General features: G+C 65.3%; 20 protein-coding genes and 3 tRNA genes. 9 read left to right on the plus strand and 14 right to left on the minus strand.

Annotation, left to right across the window (positions count from 1 at the left end; translation table 11 throughout):
* Nucleotides 1–26: 26 nt before the first annotated feature.
* The gene (locus AD72_RS13875) at nt 27–1301 is read right to left on the minus strand and encodes a DUF445 domain-containing protein (RefSeq protein WP_037345786.1); all 1275 of its coding nucleotides are present in this window, start codon (nt 1299–1301) and stop codon (nt 27–29) included.
* A gap of 425 nt (nt 1302–1726) precedes the next feature.
* On the opposite strand from AD72_RS13875, the gene gltB reads away from it, so the two are divergent.
* Complete coding sequence (gltB, locus tag AD72_RS13880) at nt 1727–6265, plus strand: glutamate synthase large subunit (protein ID WP_031466912.1); 4539 nt, start codon at nt 1727–1729, stop codon at nt 6263–6265.
* A complete protein-coding gene (locus AD72_RS13885) occupies nt 6258–7709 on the plus strand; it encodes a glutamate synthase subunit beta (RefSeq protein ID WP_031466913.1) in 1452 nt (483 codons plus the stop codon). Before gltB ends, AD72_RS13885 begins: the two co-directional genes overlap by 8 nt.
* Nucleotides 7710–7789: 80 nt before the next feature.
* On the opposite strand, the gene AD72_RS13890 is transcribed toward AD72_RS13885, so the two are convergent.
* From AD72_RS13890 to AD72_RS13925, 8 genes are all read right to left on the minus strand, one after another.
* The gene (locus AD72_RS13890) at nt 7790–9667 is read right to left on the minus strand and encodes a gamma-glutamyltransferase family protein (RefSeq protein ID WP_037345776.1); all 1878 of its coding nucleotides are present in this window, start codon (nt 9665–9667) and stop codon (nt 7790–7792) included.
* 116 nt (nt 9668–9783) lie between these two features.
* The gene (locus AD72_RS13895) at nt 9784–10773 is read right to left on the minus strand and encodes an ABC transporter substrate-binding protein (protein ID WP_031466915.1); all 990 of its coding nucleotides are present in this window, start codon (nt 10771–10773) and stop codon (nt 9784–9786) included.
* Entirely contained in the window at nt 10770–11534 is a 765-nt protein-coding gene (locus AD72_RS13900) for an ABC transporter ATP-binding protein (protein ID WP_031466916.1), read from the minus strand. Before AD72_RS13900 ends, AD72_RS13895 begins: the two co-directional genes overlap by 4 nt.
* A complete protein-coding gene (locus tag AD72_RS13905; RefSeq protein ID WP_031466917.1) occupies nt 11534–12568 on the minus strand; it encodes a FecCD family ABC transporter permease in 1035 nt (344 codons plus the stop codon). The genes AD72_RS13900 and AD72_RS13905 overlap by 1 nt, the downstream gene beginning before the upstream one ends.
* A 530-nt stretch (nt 12569–13098) precedes the next feature.
* Complete coding sequence (locus tag AD72_RS13910) at nt 13099–14397, minus strand: MFS transporter (protein ID WP_197284964.1); 1299 nt, start codon at nt 14395–14397, stop codon at nt 13099–13101.
* A gap of 236 nt (nt 14398–14633) precedes the next feature.
* Nucleotides 14634–15632 (minus strand): LLM class flavin-dependent oxidoreductase, encoded by a 999-nt coding sequence (locus tag AD72_RS13915; protein ID WP_031466919.1) that lies wholly within the window; start codon nt 15630–15632, stop codon nt 14634–14636.
* 94 nt (nt 15633–15726) lie between these two features.
* On the minus strand, nt 15727–16968 hold the full coding sequence (locus AD72_RS13920; protein WP_231644828.1) for a L,D-transpeptidase: 1242 nt from the start codon (nt 16966–16968) through the stop codon (nt 15727–15729).
* A 220-nt stretch (nt 16969–17188) separates the two neighbouring features.
* Entirely contained in the window at nt 17189–17500 is a 312-nt protein-coding gene (locus tag AD72_RS13925; protein WP_031466921.1) for a hypothetical protein, read from the minus strand.
* Nucleotides 17501–17834: 334 nt separating this feature from the next.
* Between AD72_RS13925 and AD72_RS13930 the strand changes: the two genes are divergently transcribed.
* From AD72_RS13930 to AD72_RS13950, 5 genes are all read left to right on the plus strand, one after another.
* Complete coding sequence (locus AD72_RS13930; RefSeq protein WP_031466922.1) at nt 17835–18098, plus strand: hypothetical protein; 264 nt, start codon at nt 17835–17837, stop codon at nt 18096–18098.
* Between the two features lie 103 nt (nt 18099–18201).
* Nucleotides 18202–18274 (plus strand) — tRNA-Glu (locus tag AD72_RS13935).
* A 37-nt stretch (nt 18275–18311) separates the two neighbouring features.
* A tRNA-Asp gene (locus tag AD72_RS13940) sits at nt 18312–18385 on the plus strand.
* Between the two features lie 169 nt (nt 18386–18554).
* Nucleotides 18555–18628, plus strand: a tRNA-Phe gene (locus tag AD72_RS13945).
* Nucleotides 18629–18719: 91 nt separating this feature from the next.
* On the plus strand, nt 18720–19643 hold the full coding sequence (locus AD72_RS13950; RefSeq protein WP_063890745.1) for a tyrosine-type recombinase/integrase: 924 nt from the start codon (nt 18720–18722) through the stop codon (nt 19641–19643).
* 324 nt (nt 19644–19967) lie between these two features.
* On the opposite strand, the gene AD72_RS13960 is transcribed toward AD72_RS13950, so the two are convergent.
* From AD72_RS13960 to AD72_RS36515, 3 genes are read right to left on the minus strand one after another with little or no spacing between them, the layout of a single operon-like run.
* A complete protein-coding gene (locus AD72_RS13960) occupies nt 19968–21149 on the minus strand; it encodes an MAB_1171c family putative transporter (protein ID WP_156365181.1) in 1182 nt (393 codons plus the stop codon).
* 58 nt (nt 21150–21207) lie between these two features.
* Entirely contained in the window at nt 21208–21819 is a 612-nt protein-coding gene (locus tag AD72_RS13965; RefSeq protein WP_197284965.1) for a M78 family metallopeptidase domain-containing protein, read from the minus strand.
* Nucleotides 21788–22318: a hypothetical protein gene (locus AD72_RS36515; RefSeq protein ID WP_051898585.1), complete on the minus strand. Its 531-nt coding sequence runs from the start codon at nt 22316–22318 to the stop codon at nt 21788–21790. The genes AD72_RS13965 and AD72_RS36515 overlap by 32 nt, the downstream gene beginning before the upstream one ends.
* Nucleotides 22319–22736: 418 nt before the next feature.
* On the opposite strand from AD72_RS36515, the gene AD72_RS36520 reads away from it, so the two are divergent.
* Nucleotides 22737–23627 (plus strand): hypothetical protein, encoded by an 891-nt coding sequence (locus AD72_RS36520; RefSeq protein ID WP_156365182.1) that lies wholly within the window; start codon nt 22737–22739, stop codon nt 23625–23627.
* 136 nt (nt 23628–23763) lie between these two features.
* The gene (locus tag AD72_RS13975; protein WP_051898586.1) at nt 23764–24087 is read left to right on the plus strand and encodes a histone-like nucleoid-structuring protein Lsr2; all 324 of its coding nucleotides are present in this window, start codon (nt 23764–23766) and stop codon (nt 24085–24087) included.
* Between the two features lie 42 nt (nt 24088–24129).
* On the opposite strand, the gene AD72_RS36525 is transcribed toward AD72_RS13975, so the two are convergent.
* Entirely contained in the window at nt 24130–24567 is a 438-nt protein-coding gene (locus AD72_RS36525; protein ID WP_156365183.1) for an NUDIX hydrolase, read from the minus strand.
* A 72-nt stretch (nt 24568–24639) separates the two neighbouring features.
* Nucleotides 24640–25977: a UDP-glucose dehydrogenase family protein gene (locus AD72_RS35605; protein ID WP_082468938.1), complete on the minus strand. Its 1338-nt coding sequence runs from the start codon at nt 25975–25977 to the stop codon at nt 24640–24642.
* Nucleotides 25978–26094 lie beyond the last annotated feature (117 nt).

The following is a 26094-nucleotide window of genomic DNA, read 5'->3' on the forward strand; positions in this document are numbered from 1 at the left end:
AAGGATAGCCGTACCGGACAATGGTGTTACACACCGAATATCGCGAGGTGCACGAGCCCGGCGGCGAAACCGAGCACCGCGCCGTGCACGAAAAGCAGCCACTCGTCCTGCTTGATCGCCGAACGCAGCAGCTCGTTGAAGTCCGAGAGGTCGAGCTGGTGCATCCGCATCGCCACGAACCGCCGGATCTTGCCCGACTGCGAACGGTTGAGCGCGTCGTCGGAGAACACCAGGGGCGCGAACTCGCTGGCCTCCTCGGCCATGCTGGACCGGATCCTGCGGAACCTGGTCGGCCCGATCGCCGCCTCGGCCGCGGCGCGCGCGGGCCCGATCGCGTCGTCGATGGCCGGGCGCAGGGCGCTCGCGAGCAGGGCACGGGTGCGATCCGAGCGCGGTCCGTGCAGCAGCTCGTCGCCGACGTTACGCAGCGTGATGACATCCTCGGCGATCGTCTTCGCGTACTCCTCGGAGATCTCCGCCTTGCGCTTGATGAACAGGCCCTGGCGCCAGGGCACCAGCCGGTTCGGATAGACCGGCTCGAAGATCATCATGATGCCGACGTAGTTGGCGATGTAGCCGATGATCACGCCGCCGATCGGCAGCACCCACCAGTACGGGAGCGCGTGCACCACGGCCACGAGCGCGAAGCCCATAGGAAAACCGAAATAGAACCCGAAATTCTGCATGAATCGCAGCTCTTTACGGCCCATGTTCCGGAAAATGTCGTTCAACAGCGCAGGATGTTCGGACAGATAGCGGATCACCATCAGCTTCGCGTCCACCAGCTGCTCGATGTTGTCCCCGATGTCCTTGGTGAGCCTTTTGAGGATCTTGGGCAGTTGCTGGTCCACCCTGCGGTACACCGCGACCCGCACCACCGGGGGCAGGTCGTGCCACAGTTGCGGCTCCTCCTGCTCCATGATGCGGTTGACAACATCGCGGATCTCCGCTCGTGCCACCGTTATGAGGTGTTCGGCGATCGTGTCCGGTTCGAGTTCGCGGTAGAAATCCCGGATCCCGCCCACCTTGGCCAGGCTCTTGTCCACCGCGATACTGGCCATCTTGGCCGCGCGCGAGGGCACGATGCCCTGCCAGCCGAACCGGCCCTCCTCATCGATCGCCGGGATCACCTGCACCCGGCGCGGCAGGAACGGGTACAGCAGGCGCAGGCCGGGCATCCGGACGCCGTGGAAGCGCAGCGGGGCGAACAGCATCAGCACCCCGGACCAGTTGGTCACGTACCCGATCACCCCGGTGAACAGCGGAATCGAGATCAGGTCGGTGAGCAGCTTCTGGTCCACCACGCCTCCCCGAGAGGTTCCGCCGAACGAGTTGCGTCACTCTAGCCCAGGCCGCCCAGCCGACTACCTGGTGTGGGATGCGGTTACACACAGCATCTAGCGCGAGGCGAGGCACAGCAGTTATCGTTGTTGTATCGGATACGTGTCATTTCCCACGAGCTTGCGAAGACATATTTCGATAACGCCAGGTTCACATTATCGTTGTCTTGCCCGGTGATCCCGGGGACCGCAACGCGAGCGGTGGCGCCGGCGCCCATCTGGGGCTTGCCGGATCACGCAACAACACGCACGATGGTGTGCTGATCGCGGCCATTCGATGAGGCATGACCGCGCGCAGGGGCATGCCCTGACCGGGCCTATACCTGCGCAACCATCCCGACTGACCATCGCGGTCGACCCGGCTTTCGTTAGCCGGGCCGCCGCGTATGAGCCCTAGGAGGCGGCCAGCCGTGACCCGCCAAGTAACCGGTCTTTACGACCCGCAGAATGAGCACGACGCGTGTGGTGTTGCTTTCGTCGCCGATATGACCGGCAGGCGAACCCATGACATCGTGCGCAAGGCGCTGACCGCCTTGTGCAATCTCGAGCACCGCGGTGCTCGTGGTGCCGAGCCCGATACCGGTGATGGCGCCGGAATCATGCTGCAAATTCCGGATGATTTCTTCCGCGAAACAGTGGATTTCGAACTGCCGAGTGCAGGCGGTTACGCCGCGGGCACGGTTTTCCTGCCCGCGGACGCCCAGCGGCGGGCGCGGGCGATCGAGACGATCGAGCGGATCCTCGCCGAGGAGAACGCCCGTTTGCTCGGCTGGCGGGAACTGCCCGTCGACACCGATCACGTCGGTCCCACGGCCAAGAGCGTGATGCCGCATTTCGCCCAGTTGTTCCTCGCCGCACGCCAGCCGGAGGTGGTCGGTCTTCCGCTGGAGCGGCTGGCCTACGTGGTGCGCAAACGCGCCGAGCACGCGCTCGCCGAGGACAAGGTCTATTTCCCCAGCCTTTCCGGGCGGACCATCATCTACAAGGGCATGCTCACCGAGCCTCAGGTCGAGCGGTTCTTCCCGGATCTGCGCGATGAGCGGGTGACGAGCGCGATCGGGCTGGTGCACTCGCGGTTCTCCACGAACACCTTCCCGTCCTGGCCGCTGGCGCACCCGTACCGGTTCGTCGCGCACAACGGGGAGATCAACACCCTGCGCGGCAACAAGAACTGGATGAACGCGCGCGAATCCATGCTCGCCACCGAGCTGATTCCCGGTGAGCTGGAGCGGATCTTCCCGATCATCACCCCGGACGCCTCGGACTCGGCGACCTTCGACGAGGTGCTGGAGCTGCTGCACCTCGGCGGGCGAACCCTCCCGCACGCGGTGCTGATGATGATCCCGGAGGCGTGGGAGAACCACGAGGAGATGGATCCCGCGCGCAAGGCGTTCTACGAGTTCCACTCCACCCTGATGGAGCCCTGGGACGGGCCCGCGCTGGTGAGTTTCACCGACGGAACACAGATCGGTGCGGTGCTCGACCGCAATGGGCTGCGCCCGGCGCGCTACTGGGTCACCGACGACGATCTGGTCGTGCTCGCCAGCGAGGTCGGCGTGCTCGACATCGCCCCGGAGAAGGTGGTGCGCAAGGGCCGTCTGGAACCGGGCCGGATGTTCCTCGTGGACACCGAACAGGGCCGGATCGTCGAGGACGAGGAGATCAAGGGCGAGCTCGCCCGTGCGCACCCGTATTACCAGTGGGTGAAGGGCGGACTGCTGCACCTGACCGAGCTGCCCGAACGGGAGCGCGAGGTTCCGCAGCACGCCACGCTGGTGCGCAGGCAGCAGGCTTTCGGGTACACCGAGGAAGAGCTCGAGACCCTGCTCGAACCCATGGCGCGCACCGGAGCGGAACCGATCGGCTCGATGGGCAACGATTCCCCGCTCGCGCCGTTCTCCTCCGGATCGCGGCAGATCTTCGACTACTTCACGCAGTTGTTCGCCCAGGTGACCAATCCGCCGCTGGACGCGATCCGCGAGGAACTGGTCACCGCGCTCGGCAGCCAGATCGGTTCCGAGCCGAACCTGCTGGACGCGAACGCGGAATCCTGTCACCGCATCATTCTTCCGTTCCCGGTGCTCGACAACGACGAGCTCGCGAAGCTGGTGCACATCAACGATGACGGGAAACGCCCGGAATACCAGTCGGTCACCGTGCTCGGCCGGTACGAGGCCAGTGGCGGTGGTGCGGCGCTGCGCAGGCGTCTTGATGAGATCTGCACCGAGGTCTCCGAGGCCATCGAGGACGGCGCGAAGCTGATCATCCTCTCCGATCGCGGGGTGGACGAGAAGTACGCGGCCATTCCCTCGCTGTTGCTCACCGGGGCCGTGCACCACCACCTGGTCCGGGAAAAGACCCGCACCCAGGTCGGGCTGATCGTGGAATCCGGGGATGCCCGCGAGGTGCACCACATCGCGCTGCTGATCGGCTACGGGGTCGCCGCGGTGAACCCGTACATCGCGATGGCCACCGTGGAGGATCTCGCCCGCCGGGACCTCGTTCCGGGCGTGGATGTCAAGCAGGCACCGCGAAACCTGATCAAGGCGCTCGGCAAGGGCGTGCGCAAGACGATGTCCAAGATGGGCGTATCCACGGTCGCTTCCTATGCGGGCGCCCAGATCTTCGAGGCGATCGGGCTCGGCGAGGAGGTCATCGAGCACTGCTTCAAGGGCACCACCTCGCGCCTGGGCGGGATCGGTTTCGACGAGCTCGCCGAGGAGGTCGCGATCCGGCACCGCAGGGCCTTCCCCGCGGACGGATTCCAGGCCAACCACCGCGAACTCGAGACCGGCGGCGACTACCAGTGGCGCCGTGAGGGCGAGCCGCACCTGTTCAACCCGAAGACCGTTTTCAAGCTGCAGCACTCTACCCGCAGCGGGAAATACGAGGTTTTCAAGGAATACACCGATGCGGTCAACGACCAGGCCCGTGAACTGAAGACACTGCGCGGGCTGTTCGAGTTCGAATCCGACCGGGAACCGATTCCGGTCGAGGAGGTCGAACCGGTCTCCGAGATCGTGAAACGGTTCGCCACCGGGGCCATCTCCTACGGGTCCATTTCCATGGAGATGCACCAGACGCTGGCGATCGCGATGAACCGGCTCGGCGGGAAGTCGAACACCGGGGAAGGCGGCGAGGACCCGGAGCGGCTCTACGATCCGGAGCGGCGCTCCGCGGTCAAGCAGGTCGCCTCCGGCCGGTTCGGGGTCACCAGCGAATACCTGGTGAACTCCGACGACATCCAGATCAAGATGGCCCAGGGCGCGAAACCCGGTGAGGGTGGCCAGCTTCCGGGGAACAAGGTGTACCCGTGGATCGCGCGCACCAGGCACTCCACGCCCGGTGTCGGGCTCATCTCCCCGCCGCCGCACCACGACATCTACTCGATCGAGGACCTCGCGCAGCTCATTCACGACCTGAAGAACGCGAACCCGAACGCGCGCATTCACGTGAAGCTGGTCAGCGAGGTCGGCGTCGGCACCGTGGCCGCCGGTGTTTCCAAGGCACACGCGGATGTGGTGCTCATTTCCGGGCACGACGGGGGAACCGGCGCTTCGCCGCTGTCCTCCATCAAGCACGCGGGCGGCCCGTGGGAGCTCGGCCTCGCCGAAACCCAGCAGACCCTGCTGGCGAACCGGCTGCGGGACCGGATCGTGGTGCAGACCGACGGTCAGCTCAAGACCGGGCGAGATGTGGTGATCGCCGCGTTGCTCGGTGCCGAGGAATTCGGTTTCGCCACCGCCCCGCTGGTGGTCTCCGGCTGCATCATGATGCGGGTGTGCCACCTGGACACCTGCCCGGTCGGGGTCGCGACGCAGAACCCGAAGCTGCGCGAGAAGTTCTCCGGAAAGGCCGACTACGTGGTGAACTTCTTCGAGTTCATCGCGCAGGAGGTGCGGGAAATCCTTGCCTCCCTTGGCTTCCGCTCCATCGAGGAAGCGGTCGGGCACGCCGAGGTGCTGAACAAGAACGCCGCGTTCGAGCACTGGAAGGCGTCCGGGATGGACCTCTCCCCGATCTTCGCGGTCCCGGAGATGGCCCCCGAGGGCAGGCGTAACCAGCAGACACTGCAGGACCACGGGCTCGACCGGGCGTTGGACAACACCCTGATCCAGCTCGCCGAGGGCGCGCTGGCCAGCGGGGACAAGGTGCGCCTCGAACTGCCGGTACGCAACGTGAACCGCACCGTCGGCACCATGCTCGGTTCCGAACTGACCCGCCGCTGGGGCGGTGTCGGGTTGCCGGACAACACGATCGACATCACCTTCACCGGAACCGCGGGGCAGTCGTTCGGCGCGTTCGTGCCGCACGGCATCACGATGCGCCTGTTCGGCGATGGGAACGACTACGTCGGCAAGGGACTCTCCGGTGGCCGGATCATCGTGCGGCCGGACAAGCTGGCGAACTTCGCCGCCGAGGACCACACCATCGCGGGCAACGTGATCGGCTACGGCGCGACCGGCGGGGAGATCTTCCTGCGCGGCCGGGTCGGCGAACGGTTCTGTGTGCGCAATTCCGGGGCCACCGCGGTGGTCGAGGGTGTCGGCGACCACGGCTGCGAATACATGACCGGTGGCCGGGTGGTCGTGCTCGGCGGGATCGGGCGGAACTTCGCGGCCGGAATGTCCGGCGGAATCGCCTATGTGCTCGATCTTCCCGCGCACCGGGTGAACCCGGAAATGGTCGACATCGAACCGCTCGACGACAACGACGTCGAATTCCTGCGGGAGACCATCAGCAAGCACGCCGGTGAAACGGATTCCTCGGTCGCCTACCGTCTGCTCAAGGATTTCGAGACGGCGGTGCGGCGTTTCGGCAAGGTCATGCCGAAGGACTTCAAGCGAGTGCTGCAAGCGCAGGCCAGTGCGGAAGCCGAGGGCCGCGACGTGAACGAGGCCATCATGGAGGCAAGCCATGGCTGACCCCAAGGGTTTTCTGACCACGACTCGGGAGACACCGAAAACACGCCCGGTCGATCTGCGGCTGCTGGACTACCGCGAGGTCTACGAGGACTTCGCCACGAGCAAGCTCACCAAGCAGGCCGGGCGCTGCATGGACTGCGGCATTCCGTTCTGCCACCAGGGTTGCCCGCTCGGCAATCTGATCCCGGAGTGGAACACGCTCGCCTGGCGGGACGACTGGAAGGACGCGATCGAGCGGCTGCACGCGACGAACAATTTCCCGGAGTTCACCGGGACGTTGTGTCCCGCGCCGTGCGAGACCGCCTGTGTGCTCGGGATCAACGATGATCCGGTGACCATCAAGCGGGTGGAGATCTCGATCATCGACCGCGCGTGGGAGGAAGGGTTCGTCACCCCCGAACCGCCCACGACGAAGACCGGGAAAACGGTGGCGGTCGTGGGATCCGGGCCCTCGGGGCTCGCGGCCGCGCAGCAGCTGACCCGCGCGGGTCACGAGGTCACCGTGCTCGAACGGGCGGACGCGATCGGCGGACTGCTGCGCTACGGCATCCCGGCGTTCAAGATGGAAAAGCACCGGCTCGACCGGCGGCTGGACCAGATGCGCGCCGAGGGAACGAAATTCCGGGTCAACGTCAACGTCGGGGTGGACATCACCGCCGAGCAGCTGCGCGCGGACTACGACGCGGTGGTGCTCGCCGGAGGCGCGACCGCGTGGCGGGATCTGCCCGCACCCGGGCGCGAGGCCACGGGCATCTACCAGGCCATGGAGTACCTGCCGCCGGCGAACCGGGTCGCGGCAGGGGAACTCGAGGCCTCCCCGATCAGCGCCAAGGGCAAGGACGTGATCATCATCGGCGGCGGGGACACCGGCGCCGACTGTCTCGGCACCGCGCACCGGCAGGGCGCGAAATCGGTGACCCAGCTGGAGATCATGCCCGAGCCGCCGCAGTCGCGCCCGGACAGCCAGCCGTGGCCCACCTATCCGATGCTCTACCGGGTCACCTCCGCGCACGAGGAAGGCGGGGAACGGCTGTACTCGGTGAACACGCAGGAGTTCGTGGCCGATGCGGACGGCAACCTGAGTGCGCTCAAGATCGTCGAGGTGACCCGGGAGGACGGCAAGTTCGTCCCCGTGGAAGGCAGCGAGCGGGATCTGCCCGCGCAACTGGTGCTGCTCGCCATGGGATTCGTCGGACCACAGCAGGAAGGTCTGCTCACCGAGCTCGGTGTGGATCTCGACCAGCGCGGCAATGTCGCGCGGGACGAGAACTTCCGCACCAGCCTCGACAACGTGTTCGTCGCAGGAGACATGGGACGCGGACAGTCGCTGATCGTGTGGGCCATCGCCGAGGGCCGTTCCGCGGCCGCCGGAGTCGATGCGTACCTCACCGGTCGCGAGGTGCTGCCCGCGCCCATCGCGCCGACGGACCGCCCGATCGCCTGATCCCGCTCCGCCTCGGGATCAGTCGCGGTTCGCGCCTGCCGGCCACAGCGTCGTGACCGGCAGGCGCGAATTCGTATCGGTCACCAGCCGATCGCGGCCCCGTCCTTGCGGTGATCGGAAGCGGCCCGGTAGACCCCGTTGACCGGACCGCCCGGGCCGGTGGACGCGGGCCAGTCGCCCGCCTTTTCCGGGGTGAAGTGGATGGCCTGGTATCCGCCGGTACTCCCGCTGGTCGGCTCGGTCACCTTGTGCCCCTTGCGTTTCAGCTCGGCGCCCACGGTGTCGTCGAGCTCGCGCTCCAGTTCGAGGCTGTCGTCGAACTGGTTGTGGTAGAAGCGCGCGGCATCGGTGGCGGCCTGCGGGTTCAGCCCGAGGTTGATCATGAAGACCATCTCCAACGCCTGTGCCTGCGCCTGTTCGCTGCCGCCCATGTTCCCGAAGGACAGCACCGGATGTCCGCCGCGGGTGACGAACGCGGGCATCAGCGTGTGGTACGGGCGTTTGCGCGGGGCCACGATGTTGGGCGACTCCGGGTCCAGATTGAACAGCGCTCCCCTGTTCTGCAACGGAAAACCGTAGCCGGGAATGCCGACCCCGGAACCGAAACTGTCGAAATTGCTGTAGATGAACGAGGTCATGTTGCCCCAGCGATCGGCGGCGGTGAGATAGACCGTTCCGGAATTGATCGCGCCGGGAACCTTCGGCGGGGTGGCGTGCGCCGGATCGATGCGGCGGCAGAGCTCGGCACCGTGCCGATCGGAGAGCAGCATGTCGAAGGGCACATGGGTGAACCGCGGATCGCCGTTGTACCGGTTCAGATCGTCGTAGGCGAGTTTCTTCGCCTCGATGATCAGGTGCCAGAACATCGGTGACCGCGGCCCGAGCCGGGCGAGGTCGTAGCCGAGCACGGGGCCGAACTGTTTGATGATGTTCAGCATGATCAGCGCGGCGAATCCCTGGTTCGGCGCGGGCAGCTGGTGCATCCGGTAACCGTGGTAGTCCACCGAGATCGGCTCGACCCATTCCGCCTGGAATTCGGCGAGATCCGCGCGGTTCATCGCCCCGCCGACCCGCTTGCTCTTGGCGACGATGGCCTCGGCGATCGCCCCGCGATAGAACCCGTCCCGGCCCTCGCGCTGCAGCAGCCGGTACGCGCTGGCGAGCTCCGGATTGCGGAAGATACCGTACAGCGGCGGCACATTCCCGTCCACGAGGAAGCTGTGCGCCGCATCCGGGTCCTTGCGCAGCAGCTCGACCGCGCCCGACCAACCGTCGTGGATCCGTTCGGTGAGCCCGAATCCCTGCTCGGCGAGCTCGACAGCGGGCGCGAGCAGGGTGTCGAAACCCTTGTTGCCGAACCGTTTCCGCAACTGGTCCCAGCCCTCGACCGCGCCGGGCACGGTCGCCGAGTCGATCCCGGTGTAGGGCATCCCGTTCTTCGCGGTGTGGCCGCGGCGGGCGAAATACCCGGGGGTCCACGCCGAAGGCGCCCAGCCCGCCGAGTTCAGCCCGTGCACCCGCCGATCGTTCGCGTCGTAGTGCAGCGCGAAGCTGTCCCCGCCGATGCTCGCGCTCACCTCCTCGACGAGGCCGAGTACCGCGGCGGTGGCCACGGCCGCATCCGCCGAGGTGCCGCCCTCGGCGAGTACCCGAACCCCGGCCTGGGCGGCGAGTGGCTGGCTGGTCGCCACGATTCCGTTGCGGGCAAGCACTTCCGCCCGGGTCTGCTTGTTCCATCCGGCGGGCCGGTCACCGCTCGGCGTCTCGATCCGCACCCCGGGAACCGGGTTTCCTGGATTCGGTGCGCCGAACGGGGTCTGGCTGAGCGTGGTCCCGGATGTGCGTGCGGGAGCAGGATTCGCGGCGACGCTCGGTGTGCTGCCGATGGCGGTGAGTGCCGCCCCCGCGGCGCCCGCCTTGAAGACCGTACGTCGGGATGGCCTGGCGACGTTGCCCATTTTTCTCGAGTCCTCTCGATTGCCGAGTGCCCGAACACATTTAGCGCACGGCAACCAAGGAGGGCAAGATCAGTGACGGTCAGTACGAAGCTGCGGGGCGGCGAGCGTACGCAGGGTCATGGAAACTGCCGGTGCAGATAGTCGGCGAATGCGGCGATCGCATCGGGATTGCGCGGGCTCTCCACCAGCGCGGCGTAGGGCAGCGCGAAGAACCGCTTGTTCTTGATCGCGGGCACCGCGGCGATCGTGGGATAGCCGAGCAGGAACCGGCGCTTGTCCTCGGCGGTGTGCTGCTGCCCGGAGTCGTAGTCGTTGATGAGCACCACATCGGGTTGGCGTTCGGCAACGGGTTCCCACTGGTAGCGCACCCAGGTGTCCGGGCTGTCGGCGAAGATGTTGCGCCCGCCCGCTTTCTCGATGATCTCGTTCGCCGCGGCGTACCGGCCCGCGCTGGTCGGCGCGTCGGTGCCGGAGTCGTAGAGGAACACCTTCGGCCGGTTCTTGGGGATCCGTGCCTGTGCCTTGGCGACCTTCTGCTGGTACCCGGCGATGAGCCGGTTCGCCCGGTCGGTGACCTTGAACAGTCTTCCGAGGTTCCGGATGTCGGTGTAGAGGGCCTGCAGCGGCGGCATGATGCCGCGATGCGAGCCGTTCCGGCAGGATTCGGTGAGCAGGTAGCTCTTGATGCCCTGCTTCGCCAGCGTTTCCGGGGTCACCCCGCTGGCCTGGCTGAATCCGTAGGACCAGCCGGCGAACACCAGATCGGCGTTCACGCCCTGCGCGGTCTCGGTGTTGAGCTTCTTGCCGAGTTTGCGGGTCTTCGCGAAGTCGGCGCGCCACGGCGAGGTCTCCAGTCCGCGTGCGTCCTCGTTCATGGTGTATCCGGCGAGCCGGTCGCGCAGGCCGAGGGCGAACATGATCTCGGTGATCCCGATGTCGTTGGTCACCACGCGCCGCGGGGTGCGCTCGAAGGTCGTCTGCTCGCCGCAGTTGGTGATGGTGACCGGGGCGGCAGGGGAACTCGGTGCGGCCGATTCGATCGTGGCCCCGCAACCGGCGAGCAGCAGACCCGCGCACGCGGTCGCGGTGATCCGGGCGATTCTCATGGGTTCTCCTCGATGGTGGAGTACAGCAGCTGGGGCGCTCCGGTGCGCGGATGGTCGACGAGGTCAACGCGCACCCCGAAGATCTCGGCGATGAGCTCGGGGCGCAGTACCTCGGCCGGGGTTCCGGAGGCGGCGAGCGCACCGGAGCGCAGCACGTAGAGGCGATCGCAGTAGTGCGCGGCGAGGTTCAGGTCGTGCAGGGCGAGCAGCACGGTGACCCCGGTGGCGCGCACCGTGTCGAGCACTTCGAGCTGGTGGCGCACGTCCAGGTGGTTGGTCGGTTCGTCCAGCACGAGCACCCGCGGCCGCTGGGCCAGGGCCCGCGCGATGAGCACGCGCTGGCGTTCCCCTCCGGAGAGGGTCTGGAATCCGCGGTCGGCCAGGTGTTCGGCGCGCACGGTGCGCAGGGCCTCGGCGCAGTGCCGCTCGTCCTCCCCGGTCTCGCGGGCGAACGGTTTCTGGTGCGGGATCCGGCCCATCGCGACGATCTCGGTGACCGTGAAGTCGTGGGTCACGCTGGATTCCTGGGTGAGCGCGGCGAGGCGGCGGGCGGATTCCTTCGGATGCAGCGACTCCAGCTCGTCCCCGCCGAGTAGCACGGTGCCGGTGGCCGGGCGCAGTGCGCGGTAGGCGCAGCGCAGCGTGGTGGATTTGCCACTGCCGTTCGGCCCGACGAGGCCGACGATCTCGCCCTCGCCCGCGTGCAGGGAGAGCTCGTGCAGGATCGCGGGAACGGTGACCGAGTCCAGTTCGATGTGCATCACTGACCTCCGAACTGGTAGCCGCGGCGGCGGAGCAGGAGCAGGAAGGACGGCACCCCGAGGACCGCGGTGAGCACGCCGAGCGGCAGCTCCTCCGGCGCGGCCAGGGTTCTGGAGGCCACGTCCACCCAGATCAGGAAGCAGGCACCGGCGAGTGGGGCGACGGCGAGCACCTTGCGGTGATCGGCCCCGGTGACCATGCGCACCAGGTGCGGGAGCATCAGCCCGACGAATCCGATCGCCCCGCTCACCGCGACGAGCACCCCGGTGAGCAGTGCGCAGACCACGAACAGCCGGACCCGCAGCCTGCTCGCCGGAACCCCGAGGGTCGCCGCGGTCTCGTCGCCCATGGCCAGCGCGTTGAGCCCGCGCCCGCACATCCACAGGTAACCGCTGCCGAGCAGCACCGCGATCGCGGCGATCGGCAGCGAGCCCCAGTTCGCCCCGGCGAGGCTGCCCATCAGCCAGAACAGCACGTCCCGCGCGGCATCGGCGCTCGGCGCGCGGAACACGATCAGCGTGGTGATCGCGGAGAACCCGTAGGCGAGCGCCGTCCCGCACAGCACCAGCCGCAGCGGGGTGAGCCCGTGCCGGGTGCGCGCGACCAGATAGACGATCGCGCTCGCGAGCAGCGCGCCGAGAAAGGCCGCGGTGGACAGCGCGTACAGGCCGAGCCCGGCGAGCAGACCGAAAATGGAGACCGCGGCGGCACCGACCGAGGCACCGGAGGAGATGCCGAGCACGAAGGGATCGGCGAGCGGGTTGCGCACCACGGCCTGGATGGCGACCCCGACGACCGAGAGGCCCGCGCCGACCACCGCGGCGAGCAGGGTCCGTGGCAGGCGGGTCTGCATGACGATGTTGTCCGCCCCGGCGAGACTGTTCGGCAGCCTGCCACCGAATGTTTCCGCGGACAGAATGTGCAGTACGTCACCGAATGGTAAGGACGCTGCCCCGAATGTGGTTCCGCACACAACGGAAATGACGAGTGCCGGAATGAGGAAAAGTGCGATGGCACACGTTCGATACCGCATATTGCTCCATTTCCGCAGACCTCGACGGGTTGGAGCCGAGCACGCTCGATACGGGTATTCGGGCTTGTCCCAAGGGTTTTGGGGCCTACCGTTGCGGGTCAGCGCCGGAGTTCGACCGGACTTCCCCCGCATCGCGCGGTGGTCAGCGACCGGCGATGTTACACGCTTTCGACGGGTGAGTGAGGTCACCACGCTCAGCGGTTACGAACCCGAAATATTTATCGGGTACGTGACGATCTACTAGGTGTACGGACCAATTCAAGACGGCAGTCGGATGCTTGGTCAGGCCTCGGCGAGAGCGGTTGTCCGGCCGACCCGACGTGACGTGTGAGACGAGGAGGAAGCAATGGCAGCGGTTTGGGTATCTTTCGCGATTGAGGGCGGCGCGGCAGTTGCTGTTTCGGCGACACTGGCGAAGTGGGCACGTAAGGGCTTCACTCTTCGTGGTGCGCGTCACCCGCAGAACTGAGCTTGAAACGAACGGTGCCCCCGGATCATCCGATCCGGGGGCACCGTCGTGTCCGGGCGGGTTACTTGGAGCCCGCTGCGTTCAGCTCGGGATCGAGCTGTCCCTCGTTGTTGATCTTGTCCATCGGCACGCCCTTGGTCTCCGGCAGGAACACGATCGCCGGGAGGGCCACGATCGCGGCGAGCATGATGTAGAAGGCCGGGATCTCGTTCACCCCGGTCGACTTGATCAGTGCCTCGACGATGAGCGGAGCGGTACCGGCGAAGATCGCGGTCGAGACGTTGTAGCTGATCGCGAAGGCGCCGTAGCGGACCCTGGTCGGGAACATGGCCGGGAAGGTCGATCCGATGACCGCGAGGATCAGCACCAGCAGCAGGCCGAGAATGCCGAAGCCGATCCCGAGCAACAGCATCGACTTCTGCTGCATCAGCCAGAACGCCGGGTAGCTGAGCACCAGTAGCCCGATCGCCGCGGTCATCAGGATCGGTTTGCGGCCGATCCGGTCGGAGAACGCGCCGATGAAGCCGATGACGGCCATCTGGCACAGCTCCACGATGATGATCACCCAGGACGAGCCGTCCGCGGAGAAGCCGAGGTGGTCCTGCATGTACGAGGGCATGTAGGTCAGCAGCAGGTAGTCGGCGATGTTCAGCAGGAACACGATGCAGAACAGCTTGACCAGCATCCGCCAGTTGTTCTGGAAGATCTCCTTCAGCGGAGCCTTCTCCGACTTCTGCCCGGCAGCCTCGAGCCTGCGGAACTCGGGGGTGTCCTCGAGTCGCGAGCGCAGGTAGAGCCCGATCAGTCCGAGCGGTACCGAGATGAAGAACGGGATCCGCCAGCCCCAGTCGAGCATCGCTTCCTTGCCGACGATGCCGAGCACCGCGAACACCACGATCTGGCCGAGCACGTAACCGGTCAGGGTGCCGAACTCGAGGAAGCTGCCCCAGAACCCACGGCGCTTGGTCGGGGCGTACTCCGCGATGAAGGTTGCCGCGCCACCGTACTCACCGCCGGTGGAGAAGCCCTGGATCAGGCGGAGCAGCAACAGCAGGATCGGTGCGAGCACGCCCGCGCTGTACGAGCCGCTCGAATAGGAGGGCAGCGCGCCGACCAGACCGGTGCAGCCGGCCATCAGCACGATGGTGATCGACAGGACGCGGCGGCGGCCCAGCTTGTCCCCGAGCGGGCCCCAGAACAGGCCGCCGAACGGGCGCACCACGAACCCGACCGCGAGCGTCATCAGCGAATAGAGCAGCGCGTCCGTGCCCTCACCTGGGAAGAAGTGGGTGCCGACCGCTGTGGTCACGAGACCGGCGGTGAAGACACTGTAGTCGTACCACTCGGTCGCGTTCCCCATCGCCGATGCCCAGACCGCTCTGCGTACGGTCCGTTCATCCACCCCTGGTTGTGCGGTGCCCCCCGTAGCGTCAGCTGTCGTCATACTCGCCCCTGATCGTCTCGGTAGCTGCGTTGCTGCCGACTGACCCTAGGGGAACGTTCGCCCGATCGCACTACCTTCGCGTTTCGGATTGTCAACTTTCTACAACTTCGCTGACCTGGGGTCAGTGCCTGTTCGCGGAGGGTCGACGAACGTCAGCCCTGGAACATTCCGGCGACCAGTTCCAGGGAGCGGAGGCGGTCCTTCTGGTAGTACAACGAGTTGGTCACCATCAGTTCGTCCGCTCGTGTCGCCTCGAGCAGCTCCGCGATTCCATCACGGACGGTAGCAGGTGACCCGATGATCTGTGTGGACATCCGTTCCTGGATGAACGCGCGGTCCACATCCGTGTACGGGTACGCGTCCGTTTCCTCCGGGGTCGGCAGCTTGCCGGGGTTGCCCTGGCGCAGCCGGAGGAACTGCAGCGCGCCCGGACGGGCCATCTCCTGCGCATACTCCTCGTCATCGGCGCAGAACACCGCGGCGGCGACCATCGCGTGCGGGCGTTCCAGTTCCGGGGAGGGGCGGAAGTTCTCCCGGTACAGCTTCAGCGCGGGCAGCGTGTTCGCCGCGCTGAAGTGGTGCGCGAAGGCGAACGGGATCCCCAGCAGCCCGGCGACCTGCGCGGAGTAGCCGCTCGAGCCGAGCAGCCACAGCGGCGGCCGGTTACCGGGGGCCGGGACCGCGGTGATCCCGTCCGATTCGGCCTCGAAGAAGTCGATGAGCTGGCGCAGCTGCTGCGGGAAGTCCTCCGCGGAGAGCCCGGCCGCGGACCGGCGCAGGGCAGCCGCGGTCGCCGGATCGGTGCCCGGTGCGCGCCCGATCCCGAGGTCGATGCGGTCCGGATGCATCGCGGTGAGCAGGCCGAACTGTTCGGCGACGACCAGCGGCGGGTGGTTGGGCAGCATCACCCCGCCGGAGCCGACCCGGATGTGTTCGGTCGCGTCCGCCAGGTGCCCGATCAGCACCGAGGGGGCCGAGCTCGCGATACCCGGCATGTTGTGGTGTTCGGCGACCCAGTACCTGGTGTATCCGAGCCGTTCGGCGAGCCGGATCGCTTCGGTCGAGTTGCTGATGGCCTCGCTCGCGGTCGAACCGCTCGTCACGGGGGCGAGGTCGAGTACCGAGAGGGGAATGGAAAACGGTGCGTGCACGGCCGTTTCAACGCCCGCGCACGCACCGCGAATTCCTGCTTGAATGGCTCCTTCTCGGCGGCGCACCGCCAGGCAGGTCCACTCAGGGTTGTCTTTAGCCGCCGCTGCCGATCGCGGACTTCTTCTGCCACTGATCCCAGGGGATCGCCCAGTCGTAGAAGTCGCCGTCCGCGCTGCCGAGCTTCGCGTTCGAGCCGGTGATCTCGACCGGGTCACCGATCTGCGCGAAGTCGTAGTACTGCTTCGCGCGGGTGTTGCTCAGGTTCACGCAGCCGTGCGAGACGTTGGTGGAGCCCTGTGCCCAGGTCGATGCGGGCAGCGCGTGGATGAACTCGCCGTTGTTCGAGATCCGCACCGCCCATTTCACGGGCAGGTTCTCGTACCCGCCACGCGGGTTGTTCATCAGGTAGGTCGAGTGCTTGGACATCACGACGTGGGTGCCACTGCGGGTGTTGCGCCAGAGCACCGAGTCCAGCCCGTAGCTCGCCGGGTAGTCCTCGATCATCTTGCCGTCCTTGAACACCTGCATGCGGTGGGTGTCCGTGTCGCCCTTGACGATCTGCGAGGAACCGATCTTGAACGAGCTCGACACGTCGCCCGCGCCGTACTTGCCGTTGCCCATGTTCAGGCCGTAGAGCTTGGCGCTGACCTTCACCTTGGTGCCCGGTTCCCAGTAGCCCTTCGGGCGCCAGTGCACCGAGGCACCGTCCAGCCAGGCCCAGGAGCCCTCGGTGTTGTTCGAGGTCTCCACCTTGAGCGCCTTCTCCACGTCCGCGCGCTTGCTCTGCGGGATCAGGTTCCGGCCGAAGTCGATCTTGATGGGCATCGCGATGCCGTAGGTCTGGTCGTCGCCGACGTTGATCTTCCCGTTGATCGTGCTCGTCGGTTCGATCGTGGAGAAGGAACCCTTGACCGGGCTCTGCTTACCGTCGCTGGAGACCATGTTGCCCGACCAGGTGTAGGTCTTGCCGTAGCCGAGCGGTTCGGTCGTGGTCCAGGTGCGGTTCTGCGCGTCCGGTTCCCCCTTGACCTTCGCGCCGCTCGAGGAGTTCAGCGCCACATCCGAGAGCGAACCGTTCTGCACGCTCAGCTTGACCGGCTGCGTCGGGTTGATCAGTTTCGAACCATCGCTGGGTTCCTGCTTGAGCTGCACCTGCTTCGCGACCGGAACCGGCGCCTGCCCTTCGTCCTTGCCTCCGGCGTCCGTACCCCCTTGGCCGCCGCTGCAGGCCGCGAGTGCCACGGCGGTGGTAGCGGTGAACGCGATCGCGAGCAGCCGCCTGTGCGTCCTGCCGCCGCGCCGCGTCACGTGCCGCGTCGTGCGCTCGACTCCCATTCCTTGTCCCTTCCCCAAAAAACCCGAATTGCCCGGCTTTGATTGTGACGTTTGGCGACACGCTGCCGTTCGCACATAATACTGTGATAACCATCACGAACGGTTATGCGGGGTCGCCAAGGAGTGCCCCAGGCAAGTGAGTCCCGCCTGGATGGCGTGACTTGTGGTCACTCTACCCAGGGGGAGAGACAAAAACGGGCGTCGTTATCGAGGCGTGCCCTTACTGGCCGAGCTGCTGATCGGCCTCCCAGGCGAGCCGCTCCTGTGCCCACTCCTGGATCAGTTCGCGCGGCGAGATTCCGCGCAGCTGCGCCAGCTCGCGCAGTTGCCCGTCCGCGATCGGGTTCAGCCGCACCCGGTAGGACAGCGGCTTGCCGAACTGATCGCCGCTGGCCGTGGTGTCCGCCTCCGGATTCGGGGCGAGCGCGGCGAGATACGACTCGAGCTCGTGATCGGGTGCGGAAGGGGCCGGTTCGGGGTCGACGGGGCGGTGCTTCGAAGTCCGGTTCGCCCGTCCGAGAGGAAGTGCCACGCGCACACCATAACGGTTTCGTCTCGACGGGGTTCGCGGCTCACCGGTCCGGACATGGAGAACCCCCGCGCCAGGGGGAGGAACGCGGGGGTCGGAGGGGATCTCCACAGGTGCTGACCGGGGGGTGTGTCAGCAAGTGAATTGTGACACGTGAACGCGTAAGACGGCAGTATGTTGACCCAACGAAAATTCTTGCCCTGAGCCGATTCTTGTTGGGTTGAAACTGACTCGGGCGATTCAACCCGGCGTAGTCGTGCGATTCACTCGCCAGGGGGCTGCACCGTTTACCTGGGGAGGTTAGCCTCGCGGCAGACAGCGAAGGCGGGAGGGTGGCATGGAACGCTTCGCCGGATCATCCGAGGTGCGTAGATTCCTCGCACAACAAGACGACGCGATCGGTCGGCAGAACGCCGCGAGTGGCGGTGGCGTGCCGGCGCAGCGGACCGGGAGCGAACCCGCCCGGGTCTCCGAGGAGGACGTGCACCGCGCGCGGCTCGCCGTGGCGCGCGGTTCCCAGGACGCCGAGGACTGCAAGCTCCTGCTCGACATGCTCGGCCTGACACCGGGCGACCAGGGCATCGCACCTGTTCGCGAATGATCGCCTACCCCGCTGACGGAGCATCCGCGGGGATGGCCTAAGCTCTAATCTGCTCGCGGCGCACACCGCCGGGAGTTGGGTCGGTAGGTCCAAGACCCGCCGGGCTCCCATCGTCCAGTGGCCTAGGACTCCGCCCTTTCACGGCGGCAACACGGGTTCGAATCCCGTTGGGAGTACGCTGTGTAACAGCAGTACGATGAATTGAATATTTCTGGCCCTGTGGCGCAGTTGGTTAGCGCGTCGCCCTGTCACGGCGAAGGTCGCGGGTTCGAGTCCCGTCAGGGTCGCTTCGAATCGGATGGGTGGAGTGTGCTCATGGAGTGCAGTCGCCCCTAACCGATTCGGAGATGTTTGTCCGGGGGCGACCCCCGGACACCCGCGGGGCGGGCTCCTTCTGTTGACTGCGCGGTCGCTCTGGGCGGTGACCAGCAGGAGTAGGAGCTTGCTCCTGGGTTCGGCCAGGTAGCTCAGTTGGTACGAGCGTCCGCCTGAAAAGCGGAAGGTCGGCGGTTCGAACCCGCCCCTGGCCACATATCCTGTCTGACCAGCATCTTCTTCTGCTTCGATCCGTGTGAGCCTTGAGCACAGCGCTCGGCGACACTCCAATTTGAGGATCGAGGCATGGACAAGAAACATCGCCTGTTCCCGTCGTCGTGGCTACCCTTAGTGGTTGATTGGGAGCGGAAGCTGACGGCCGAGAACAAGTCATCGAACACAGTTCGGCTCTATCGCGATGCCGTTCGCGGGCTCGCGATCAGGGTTGGTGATCATGATCCGACCGAGGTGACACGGAGCATGGTTCGCGATCACATCGCCCACCTGGTGGAGACGACCTCAGCAGGCAATGCGGATACGAACTACCGCGCACTGCGACAGTGGTTCAAGTTCCTGGTTGCCGAGGACGAGATCACCGAGGATCCGATGAGGGATACGAAGCGACCGATCGTGCCGGATAAGCCGGTACCGGTCGTTTCCGATGACCTGATCAAACGGGTGCTGGCCGAATGCGATGGGAAGGACTTCACTTCGCGGCGGGACACTGCGTTGGTGCGGCTGTTCTTCGATGCCGGTGCTCGCCGCAGCGAGATTGCGAACCTCGAGCTCGATGACATTGATCTGTCGACTGACACCATCCGCGTCATCGGCAAGGGGCGAAAAGCGCGGGTTATCCCGTTCTCCCGCAACACGGGCATGGCGTTGAGCCGGTACCTGCGGGTTCGACGCAAGCACCCTCGCGCGCACCTGGAACAGGTCTGGTTGGGAGAACGTGGTCGAGGTCCGTTGACCTCGAACGGAATCGGACAGATGCTGCGCCGACGTGGGCGGGCGGCCGGCGTGGAGCGCGAGTTGGGGCGTCACCTGCACGCACACTTGGGTCGTCACGTAGCCGCTCACCAGTGGCAGGCGAACGGCGGGTCCGAGGGTGATCTGATGCTGATCATGGGATGGTCGAGTCCGCAGATGCCGCGCCGGTATGGGCGTGCGGCGGCGATCGATCGGGCGCACGCTGCGGCGCGAAACCTCCGTCTTGGTGATCGCTTCTAGTGCCTCGACGGTCAGGCAGGTCGGTCGGCCAGGCGGAAAGCGGGCCGACCGACCGAGCCCTGCGTGCGAAATTGGCGAGTGCCGCGGTCTGGCACCACCAGGAGAACCGAAGTGCTCGCGTTGCCGCACTGGAACGTGCCGTGGCGGATCCGTTCGAGCAGCAAGTCGATCCAGACGCACAACTTCCACGGGAGCAACGCGTGCAACGGGCTGAAAGTGCTCGTCGCGAGCACTTCGCCCGGATGGCGTATCAGAGCTCACGGGAGCGGAGCGGTCTCTGAGCAGGAACAGTTCCGTCGCCGGTGCGGAACCGGGAGCTCGGTTTCAGGGTCGTGCGGTTTCAGGGTCGCTTGGCTGGGTTAGTGGATGGTGGAACCAGTAACCCACTCGTCGGAGGAAGGCGACCTGCGCGGCGAGGTCTGCGGGTTGCTCGGGTTCGGTCAGGTTCACGGGGTTCGCCCTGGCCACTGTACCCGTGGCTTTCGCGGTGACCGCATCACGCAAGAGTGCGGCTTCGATGACCGCTTCGAGCTCGCTGTCACGCACTCCGAGGTGGGCTGCTTCGTGGCTGATGCGGTCGCGGATGTGCGGGTTGAAGTAGCGGCGTAGCTTCGCTCGCGCGTCCCAGATTTCGATGACTCGGCGGTAGAGGTTGAACTCGATGTCCCAGACGGGTGCAGGGCCGGGGAGCGTCAGGTTGGTGACCGCACCGGTGTGCGGATGCGCGAGTGTTGTCCACAGCTGCCGAAGTTGTCGGTGGGCGCGGGCGTGGCCGATCGCTCGAGGAACCTGTTCCAGAAAGGGTCCCCAAGCGGGCATGGTCAACCCGATGAATACGCCGAGCACGCCGATCGTGATGGGAATGGTCTCGACAGTCTGTGGCCATGGCAGCGGGATTGCCGCGGCGATGAGGATGCTGAAGACCAGCTTGTGCGCGGCGTACAACAGCGCGAAACCAGCGCCGACGGCGTAGGTGCGCATACCGCGCCGGACCCAGGGGTGATCGGCGATGCTCCAGTGCCAGGCCGAGCGGGCCATCATGCCGAACGCGAGCCCGAATCCCGCGAGGTAGCACAGCACACCCACCAGTGCCGCCCGGTCGGTGTGCAGGTCCAGGTGGATGAAATCCGGGTGTGATTGGCTGGCCATACTCACTGCCCACGCCACGACTTCACCGACCAGCAACACAGCAAGAACTGTCAGCTGGCCTTGTAGTCCGAAGTGGCTGTGTTGTGAGGCCGCACCGGCGGAACGGTCGAAAAACACCAGCAGTGCCATCAGTGCGACGGCGATCAGCACGTGTTGCAGCAACCAGTCGACGTTCGGGTCGAGCCCGATCGCGGCCGAAACCTGCGGTGCCAGCAGTGACAGCATGAGGCAAGCTATTCCGCCCCAGAGGCCCCACAGTGCCGGACGACGCGGGTTGCGCACTAGATCGACCATCTTGTAGAGCGACAACACGAGTCCGACCAGCGCTAATCCGACCGATACCCCGCTGAGCGTCATTGTCCGTTCCCCGTTAACACCACTCTGTCCCTCGCCCTCCGCTGTCGCTGCGTCCGATTTATCGCCGGGTTCTGCCCATGACCGCGGCGAACCGGTCGACCGCAGCGGCCGCCGCGCCGGTCAACGTGCGGGCAGGCAACAGCCGTCGCCCGGCATACCGCCAGATCAAACTGGCCGCCACTTCTGCTGCGAGTTCTTCGTCGTCGTCATAGTGATCCCGATGTCGCAAGGGCGGCAGATCGGTCTCGATGCCCATACGTTTGGCTAGGCGTGGATCCACGCGGGGGATGTCATCGGGGACCGATGTGCGTCCCTGATGCCCGAGCAACATGTGGCCGAGCTCGTGCGCGATGGTGTGCTCACGGTGCAGCGCAGTGCTCGTCGCGTCCACGACGATCGCATCGGCGGTCTCCAGCGCACACCACATCCCGGCGACCCGCCCATGCCATTCGTGCTGAGCCAGTTCGATCGGCCGGCCTCGGAATGCGGCTACCCGCTCGACGAAAGCATCGATAGTCCAGGGCTGCGGGGTACCGATCTCACCGAGCAGCTGGTTGATGCGGTTGCGCGTGTCGCGCCGGATACGGCGATAGCGATGTCGGTTGATCGTTTCAGTGCTCGCCCCCGCTGCTTGGCCATCACCGTGACCGGCGACCACTGCCGCCTCCATCCTTGGCCCGGCCACCCTTGGAACGATTCCCGCGAGCATGTTTGGCATTGACCACCGCGAGTTTGTCGACCAACTCGGCAGTCAGCTCTCGGGTGTCCTCATCCATGTCATCCATCCGAGCGACGACCTGGCGCACGGGAGCATCACGGCGCACCTTCGCCCACTCGACCGCCCTGACCGTCTCTCGTGCCACTTCGTGATCCCGACAATCGAAGAAGCTAATCGACACACCGAAAACTCCCGCCAACTGCTGGAGTGTCGTTAATGTCGGATTCTCTGCTACCCCATAACGCAGCTTCTTGATCTGCGTCACCGACAGCGTGCCGAGACCTTCCTCTGCGACCAGAGCGGCGATCTCTTCGTTGGTGTAGGGCTGCGCGCCGCGCGGATACACGGTGGCAATCAGGTACTCAAGGCGTTCAGCCAGCGTCTGCCCTGCCGCTGACACCTCGTTCGGTCTCAGCGTCCTGACTCGTGCCATGTCAACCACCCCGTTCATTTAAGACCCTCCCCGGTCATCTTCGGTCCCTCTAGTTGACGCCGCATGCGCACCGAAATAAAGTTACCCAATCATTGGCAAAGAGCAAACTGCCGATCGCGAACACTGGCCGTATGCGCGCAGGGGGAACTGCGAACGGGCACGGCGGACCGGGGTAGCGATGTGCTGAACGGCGGTCCGGGTCCGTTCGGCACGGCAGCGCGATACAACCCAGGGGTGTGGGGTGCTGCAGGGACAACCGCACGAGGATGGTCGGTTGCCGCGTCGTCGTGACGCCGGCCGATGGATCGTCACCGCTCGGGACCGGAAGTTGCTGCTGCGAGGACGGCAGCGACTGGATGGTCGGACACCACGTTATCTCGATCCGATAGCCAGAGCGGTGTTGCTACCGAGGCTCGAGGCCAGCGTGAGCGGACCGGTGGATGAACACGTTGAGTACGCCGGCGAACGCTGGAGAGTGCTGATCAACGCCATTCGGGCACCCCGCGGCGAGGCCCACACGGGCTTCCTTGCCTGCTACCTCCGCGCGGACGCCGCGGTTCCGCCCGCACCAATCGTCGGCACCTGGGAAGTCAGACTCGTTCACCGAAACCAGCGACGCTGCGTGCAAACCTTCTGCTCGAACGAGATCTACTCGCTACACGAGCTACCTTATGAAGTCTCCGGGGCGAACCGGACCTGGGAAGGCGCCGAATGGGTCGACCGATTCGTTCCGTTACCCGACCGGGCAAGCGTCTACCACGAACTCGGTACCGCCCTCTTCGACAACACCCACGAGTTGCACACCCACCTCGTGCGCATCCAATCCCCACGCACCGGCAACATTCGCACCCTGCACCTCGGCGCCCGCAGCCGACAAGATCCGCGAACCGGGCTGCGTGTGATGACCGGCTTAGCTGTACCGACCAACGACTGTGCCTCTCCGCGGAATCCGACGATTGCCCGTGTCGTCGATACCCACTTTCGGCTCAGCACCGACCCAATGTGCGTCATCGACGCACATCATGAACATCTCGCCCTCACCTCGAATCGGTTCCGTGAACTCCGCCTACACCGCAGCCGGGCACTGGCAAACCTATGTCACCACAATGATCTCCCCGCTCTGCGTACCTACCTGCAACAAACCCTTACTCAGCCAGAGAGCGCCGCGGTTCGATCAGTAACCATCAGGCTGAGAACCAAAGCCAACGTGTGGCTACCGATCGCAATCGCCGCCATCCCGCTTGCCGGAGCCCCCAGACAGCTTCTTTGCCGCGCTGCTCCCCGAACACCTGACTTCCGCCTGGGACAGGCGGTTGACACGGCCTGACCTTTCTGGCAATTTTGATCTTGTTGCAACGGGGGTCGCAACAATCCAGTTCACAGCGTGCCATGGTGCGCAATCAACTAATACGTTCGGAAGCACCACTTCATGCTTCCGATAAGTCTCACGACTGGGGAAAATCATGGAACGAACTGTCATCCAACTCGTCGACGACCTCGACGGCACCGAAGCCGAAGAAACCATCACCTTCCGGATCGACAGCACAACCTACGAAATCGATCTCTCGAAGCCCAACGCCGAAACGTTCCGACACCAAATCGAGCCATTCATCACCAATGCGCGCATCATCAAACAGTCCGGACGCACCACCACTTTGGCCAAATCGAATCCCGTACCCAGCGAACAAACCAAAGCGATCCGCAAGTGGGCACGTAACCACGGCTACAGCGTTAGCGACCGCGGACGAATCCCCGAAGCCATACTCGAAGAATTTCACCGACGCTAGAGGGAAGCTGTCCGACGCCATGTCTTTATGTTCCTACGCTGGCTACTCGCTGAGCTGGATAGCTTGCGGAAGGCCATGCCCATGGGTGGCGCCGTCGAATAGGACCTTCGTCCAGGGGTGCATGTCGACCCGGGGCTGATGCAGGCCGAACACGTCGATCCACTTTCCAGCAGTGTATGGAACCTCTCCACGACCGATGGTGGTCTCGTACAGCAGCACTAGAGTCAACCGATCGCCGTCGAGGAATTCGAACGTATCGACTGGTCGGAGTTCTCCCAGGTAGTCATTGAAGAGTAGTCCTGTCTGATTGTGGACATGCTCGGCGAGCGCTGTCCGGAGCGTTTCACAATTGCCAGGACCGCCAGGGAGGCACCAGCGGCCGTCTCGTCCGGGAACAAAAAGGAGATTCCCTTGCATCGGGTAGTCATTTCGATCATTGATTGCCAACTGCATGTGCACGTGCCAGCTAGGGCTTGTCATCAGCATCCTTTCGAGTTCAGGTGCGGTTGTTGTAGGGCAACGCGGCATACAGTCAAGACTGTGGCCCGCCCGCTACGCAGGCTTGCTTCCTCGTGCGCGGACCAACTGCAAGTCAGGCTGCGGCCAGCTTGATTTGCCGAGGACATGCACGCGTAGACCCGCGCGAGTCGCTTCGTCCGCATCGAGGTGTCCCCTGGTGTCGAGGACTGTGTTGCCGCGCATGGCTCGGGCAAGCGTGCGCCAGGGCAAGTGAGCGAACTGGGGCCATTCGGTGACTAGCAGCGCGGCGTCACAACCCGTCAGAGCCGCAGCGGCATCAGAAGCATGCGTGATGTGGTCGGTTAGCCCTGGCACTGGATTGGTGACGGCGGGGTCATACGCGGTGACCTTGGCCTGACGTGCGGCCAGAGCGGAGATTATGGGCAGCGCGGGTGAGTCCCGCACATCGCTGGTGCCGGGCTTGAAGGCGAGCCCGAGTATTCCGATACGGGCACCGGCAAGGGGACCGGGCAGGAGTTGGTCGAGCAGCGTGACGATGCGGTGTTGGTGATGAGTATTCGCGTGTATGAGGGCTTTGATCAGGCCGAGGTCGGCGGAGCTCTGTTCGCCGACGGCGAGTAGAGCTCGGGTGTCCTTGGGTAGGCATGGACCTCCCCATCCGGGTCCGGATTGTAGATATTGGTAACCGATGCGGGGGTCATGACCAAGGCCGGTTCGGACGTCGGTGCTGTTGGCGCCGAGGTGTTCGCAGAGCTCGGCGAGCATGTTGCCGTAGGTGATCTTCAGGGCGAGAAAGGTGTTTGCCGCGTATTTGATTAGTTCTGCGCTCGTCGGGTCGGTATGAACGATCGGCGCGGTGATGTTGTGGTAGAGATCAGCGACACGTCGTGAGTGGTCGGGGGCATCGCTTCCCAAAATGACGCGGTCAGGGTGAAGCCAATCTTGGACGGCACTGCCTTCACGAAGGAATTCAGGGTTGCTGACGACTGCGATGTCGTTGCGAGCCAGAGCTGCGGTCAAGCGTCGGTGCGTGCCGGGTGGCACGGTCGATTTGAGAACGACTTGCCCACCGGGGGCAAGGTGATCTCGTAGCTGTGGGATCGCAGCGTCGATTGCGGTCATGTCAGCACGGCCATCTGGTTGGGCGGGTGTGGGCAGGCAGATGAAGACGGCTTCCGAACTGGTCAGGGGGCGCCAGGCGGTGTTGCTGATAGTGAGTTGACCTGCCTGCTGGTAGTAACGGATCATCTCGGGCAGTCCGGGTTCGAGGAAATCGATATGTCCGGAAGCGAGCCGGCGAACACGCGCTATGTCAATGTCGATGGCGTGAACTTGGTGTCCAAGGTAGGCGAGACAGGCTGCGGTTGTTAGGCCGACGTAGCCGGCACCTAGGACGGTCACGGTGGTCATTCGTTACTCCTGAGCGGGGTCAGCATGGAGGTCGGCAAGCAAGCATCGTCCAATGTGGACAAGATCATCGTTTTCCGTGCGCAAGCCGTAGGCGAGACTGAGCTTCCCCTTGAATCG

It is taken from the genome of Sciscionella sediminilitoris (genome assembly GCF_000737195.2).
Taxonomy (GTDB): domain Bacteria; phylum Actinomycetota; class Actinomycetes; order Mycobacteriales; family Pseudonocardiaceae; genus Sciscionella; species Sciscionella sediminilitoris.

What these genes read in the sequence shown, in the direction of transcription:
- gltB (WP_031466912.1), top strand. Translation starts at nt 1,727, where the DNA reads ATGAGCCCTAGGAGGCGGCCAGCCGTGACCCGCCAAGTAACCGGTCTT.
- AD72_RS13885 (WP_031466913.1), top strand. Translation starts at nt 6,258, where the DNA reads ATGGCTGACCCCAAGGGTTTTCTGACCACGACTCGGGAGACACCGAAA.
- AD72_RS13890 (WP_037345776.1), bottom strand. Translation starts at nt 9,667, where the DNA reads ATGGGCAACGTCGCCAGGCCATCCCGACGTACGGTCTTCAAGGCGGGC.
- AD72_RS13895 (WP_031466915.1), bottom strand. Translation starts at nt 10,773, where the DNA reads ATGAGAATCGCCCGGATCACCGCGACCGCGTGCGCGGGTCTGCTGCTC.
- AD72_RS13900 (WP_031466916.1), bottom strand. Translation starts at nt 11,534, where the DNA reads ATGCACATCGAACTGGACTCGGTCACCGTTCCCGCGATCCTGCACGAG.
- AD72_RS13905 (WP_031466917.1), bottom strand. Translation starts at nt 12,568, where the DNA reads ATGCGGTATCGAACGTGTGCCATCGCACTTTTCCTCATTCCGGCACTC.
- AD72_RS13910 (WP_197284964.1), bottom strand. Translation starts at nt 14,397, where the DNA reads ATGGGGAACGCGACCGAGTGGTACGACTACAGTGTCTTCACCGCCGGT.
- AD72_RS13920 (WP_231644828.1), bottom strand. Translation starts at nt 16,968, where the DNA reads ATGGGAGTCGAGCGCACGACGCGGCACGTGACGCGGCGCGGCGGCAGG.
- AD72_RS13930 (WP_031466922.1), top strand. Translation starts at nt 17,835, where the DNA reads ATGGAACGCTTCGCCGGATCATCCGAGGTGCGTAGATTCCTCGCACAA.
- AD72_RS13950 (WP_063890745.1), top strand. Translation starts at nt 18,720, where the DNA reads ATGGACAAGAAACATCGCCTGTTCCCGTCGTCGTGGCTACCCTTAGTG.
- AD72_RS13960 (WP_156365181.1), bottom strand. Translation starts at nt 21,149, where the DNA reads ATGACGCTCAGCGGGGTATCGGTCGGATTAGCGCTGGTCGGACTCGTG.
- AD72_RS13965 (WP_197284965.1), bottom strand. Translation starts at nt 21,819, where the DNA reads ATGGAGGCGGCAGTGGTCGCCGGTCACGGTGATGGCCAAGCAGCGGGG.
- AD72_RS36515 (WP_051898585.1), bottom strand. Translation starts at nt 22,318, where the DNA reads ATGAACGGGGTGGTTGACATGGCACGAGTCAGGACGCTGAGACCGAAC.
- AD72_RS13975 (WP_051898586.1), top strand. Translation starts at nt 23,764, where the DNA reads ATGGAACGAACTGTCATCCAACTCGTCGACGACCTCGACGGCACCGAA.
- AD72_RS36525 (WP_156365183.1), bottom strand. Translation starts at nt 24,567, where the DNA reads ATGACAAGCCCTAGCTGGCACGTGCACATGCAGTTGGCAATCAATGAT.
- AD72_RS35605 (WP_082468938.1), bottom strand. Translation starts at nt 25,977, where the DNA reads ATGACCACCGTGACCGTCCTAGGTGCCGGCTACGTCGGCCTAACAACC.